This window comes from Altericroceibacterium xinjiangense (genome assembly GCF_003958635.1).
Lineage (GTDB): Bacteria > Pseudomonadota > Alphaproteobacteria > Sphingomonadales > Sphingomonadaceae > Altericroceibacterium_A > Altericroceibacterium_A xinjiangense.
Genome location: NZ_RSEK01000055.1, coordinates 1 through 2,672 on the forward strand (window position 1 = coordinate 1; position 2,672 = coordinate 2,672).

Below are 2,672 nucleotides of genomic sequence, written 5' to 3' on the forward strand. Positions count from 1 at the left end.
CACAGCGCCTCCTTGCGCCGCCTGTGAATCAAATCTGCGCTGCTTTGGGAATCCCTTTAATGGGTCCTGAGCCTAGGTCTCGAACTGATCGAAGCGCTTCGCTTTTATGGGAGTAACAGAGTCGGCGCGGATCCACCCACACAATGGCTCCAAGCTCAACCCAGCTTGCGAAGTTCCAGCGAACAATCTAGCATGTGAACATGTTCAGGAGTCGTCATGCCCACAATCGCGATTATTAGCCAGAAAGGGGGGGCAGGCAAGACCACCCTTGCCTTGCACTTGGCCGCTGCAGCCGAAGCGGCAAAGGAAGTTTCACTCATCATCGACACGGACCCGCAGGCTACCGCCACGCAATGGGCTGAGTGGCGCGGCGATAAACCGCCGGAAGTTATCGATAGTGCGCCGCCTCGGATTGCAGCCAAGATTGCTCAGGCCAAGGAGCAGGGTGCGACGTTCATTGTGGTGGACACCCCACCTCATGCCGACAGCGCGGCGAGCAGGGCAGTGGAGGCGGCTGACCTAGTTCTTATTCCATGCCGGCCCAGCGCCTTCGACTTGGCTGCAATCAAAACAACGGCACAGCTGGTTCAGATGCTGGGCAAGAGAGCCTACATCGTCTTTACCGCCGGACCCCCCAATGCCCCTCGGATGTATGAGGACGCGTCAGAGCTCGTACGAACCTTCGGCATAGAAGCATGCCCCTACATCCTCACTGACCGCGCCGTATACCGCCATGCCAGCGCGGAGGGTAAGACTGTGCTCGAAGCGGAGCCTGGCGGGAAAGCTGCGCAAGAAGTTGAACAAGTGTACACGTGGGTATGTGAACATGTTGGCATGTAAGCGGAGGAGAATATCGTGAGCCGTTTCGCTAAGCTGGCCGACAAGCCGAAGACAAAACCTGAGCCAGTCCCCGTGTCGCACAACGAGAAATCCAGCGTCGCACCAAGCCGTCAGGGGCGGAAAGCAATCTCCGGCTACTTCAGTCCTCAGATGTCCCTCGCTATGCATATGTGCGCGCGGAAGAACGACATGAGCCTCCAAGCTCTGATGGCTGAGGCGTTTAATGACGTGCTACGTAAGTACGGCGAGAGCCCGGTCGGCGATTAGGCGCTCTCGACCGTCAGCACGGTTCGTTCGATCCCAGACTTTGAGAGGCACGGCGGCAGCCTGCGCCAGGGCAGTTTACCGCGCGGCAAATAAGATCGACTCGACGATCCGTCGCATCGGCCACTTGCCCGGTCGCCCGACGAACGATGGCGGAGGAAAGAATGGCTCCAGCAGCGCCCATTCGGTATCGGTCAAATCCTTTGGCAAAGCCAAGTCCTGTTCGCGGATGAAGGGCGCGGGTGGTATCGGCCCGCATCGTTGATCTTCCAGGATTCCGCAGAATTCCTGAATCAACGACAGGCTCGGCCGTCAAAATAACCTACTGATGATACTCAACTTAGTTTCGAATCAGGCCTGGAAGATTCTGATCAATGGGAACTGGTATAAGTCGCGTGCTCGCCCACTGCAGTTCGCCGCCATGGCGTTAGGAAAATTACCATGAACTTCTATGTTGTGGTGAATCGCGAACAGTGCGGTCAGTATCTTGCGCATTTAGTCCATCGTAGTAATAGAGCTTATCCCGTCTTGGGGAGAATGAGGGTCTGGCATGCTCAAGCATTTAGGATTGGTCGCTAAGCTGGCTGCTTTCGGCGGTGCAGGTTTCTTGAGTTTTAGCTCTGCGTCAGCGGCAACGATCATCTCCAGCTGCTCGGTAACGGATGTTTCGTCAGCCGCAGTCAGTTGCGCTGGATGGTACGAGGGCAATCTGCTCAATGCCAATCATGTTCAGGATCAAACCGACGCGCTGGCGACCCTTGGTCTGACTTGGAATGGCAACTGGAACTCGGTTGACCTGACGAAGGTAAATGCCAGCGGCTCCGTTTTCGATTTTTCCGATGTCCTTAATGGCAATACCTGGATTGGCATCCATAAGGGAAGGGGCGGCCGAGGCGGATTTGAAGGAACCGGCTTCTTTTTGCTGAATGCCAGCAATCTTGACACGGTAAGTTTAAATTTGGGTGGTGCATCTTCGGCTGTAGTTTACAGTTCTGTGGGGGTTGTGCCGGAACCTGCTACTTGGGCAATGATGCTGCTTGGTTTTGGGGCTATCGGCTTTGCCATGCGCAAGGCCAAGCGCAAACCGAATGTGTCCGTCTCGTACGCTTGATTGACTGCCAATGCGGTAAGCGCTGCTGGTCGTAGACTGGCAGCGTTTTGCTGTCTGCCAATACCACTTTACCGTTTCGAGCATTCAATCTCCGCTCCAGAAAGAGCCACTGAGCTGCCTCCTTCTGATGAGACCCGTGTGCGGGTAGGCGAGGACAGGTGCATTAAATGCTGACTCTATGGGCTTTCCGTAGAGGAGGGCAGCTGGTGTCGCATCATTTGAGTGGCAGGAGCGGTACATTTTTGCCGGATGTGCACCGTCCGCCGGATCATCGCTGGATGAGATGGACGCCGCTAGAGCAGATTCCGTTCATTCTGGTTCATAGCCGCACGAGCTGAAGTAGCTGGCGCACTCATCGGGCTGGAAGAGATCGACGAGCTTGCCGATCAGGCTCCACAGCCCGGACACAGATCGCTCGGCCGCCTTGCGCAGCATTGCCTTAAGCCGTGAAAAGGCT

At 56.1% G+C, this 2,672-nt stretch carries 2 protein-coding genes and 3 pseudogenes; 3 read left to right on the top strand and 2 right to left on the bottom strand.

Annotated features, from left to right (window positions below):
- The first annotated feature begins 216 nt into the window (after positions 1–216).
- Together parA and ELY13_RS14790 are read left to right on the top strand one after the other, a co-directional pair.
- Complete coding sequence (parA, locus tag ELY13_RS14785; protein ID WP_126174639.1) at positions 217–840, top strand: ParA family partition ATPase; 624 nt, start codon at positions 217–219, stop codon at positions 838–840.
- A 72-nt stretch (positions 841–912) separates the two neighbouring features.
- The gene (locus tag ELY13_RS14790; RefSeq protein WP_241233746.1) at positions 913–1,107 is read left to right on the top strand and encodes a ribbon-helix-helix domain-containing protein; all 195 of its coding nucleotides are present in this window, start codon (positions 913–915) and stop codon (positions 1,105–1,107) included.
- Positions 1,108–1,154: 47 nt separating this feature from the next.
- On the opposite strand, the pseudogene ELY13_RS14795 reads toward ELY13_RS14790, so the two are convergent.
- Positions 1,155–1,363, bottom strand: a pseudogene (locus ELY13_RS14795) (transposase); the annotation flags it as partial.
- Positions 1,364–2,095: 732 nt separating this feature from the next.
- Here ELY13_RS14795 and ELY13_RS15785 point away from each other — a divergent pair.
- A pseudogene (locus ELY13_RS15785) lies at positions 2,096–2,215 on the top strand (PEPxxWA-CTERM sorting domain-containing protein); the annotation flags it as partial.
- Positions 2,216–2,524: 309 nt separating this feature from the next.
- On the opposite strand, the pseudogene ELY13_RS14805 reads toward ELY13_RS15785, so the two are convergent.
- Positions 2,525–2,672 (bottom strand): annotated as a pseudogene (locus ELY13_RS14805) (IS630 family transposase); the annotation flags it as partial.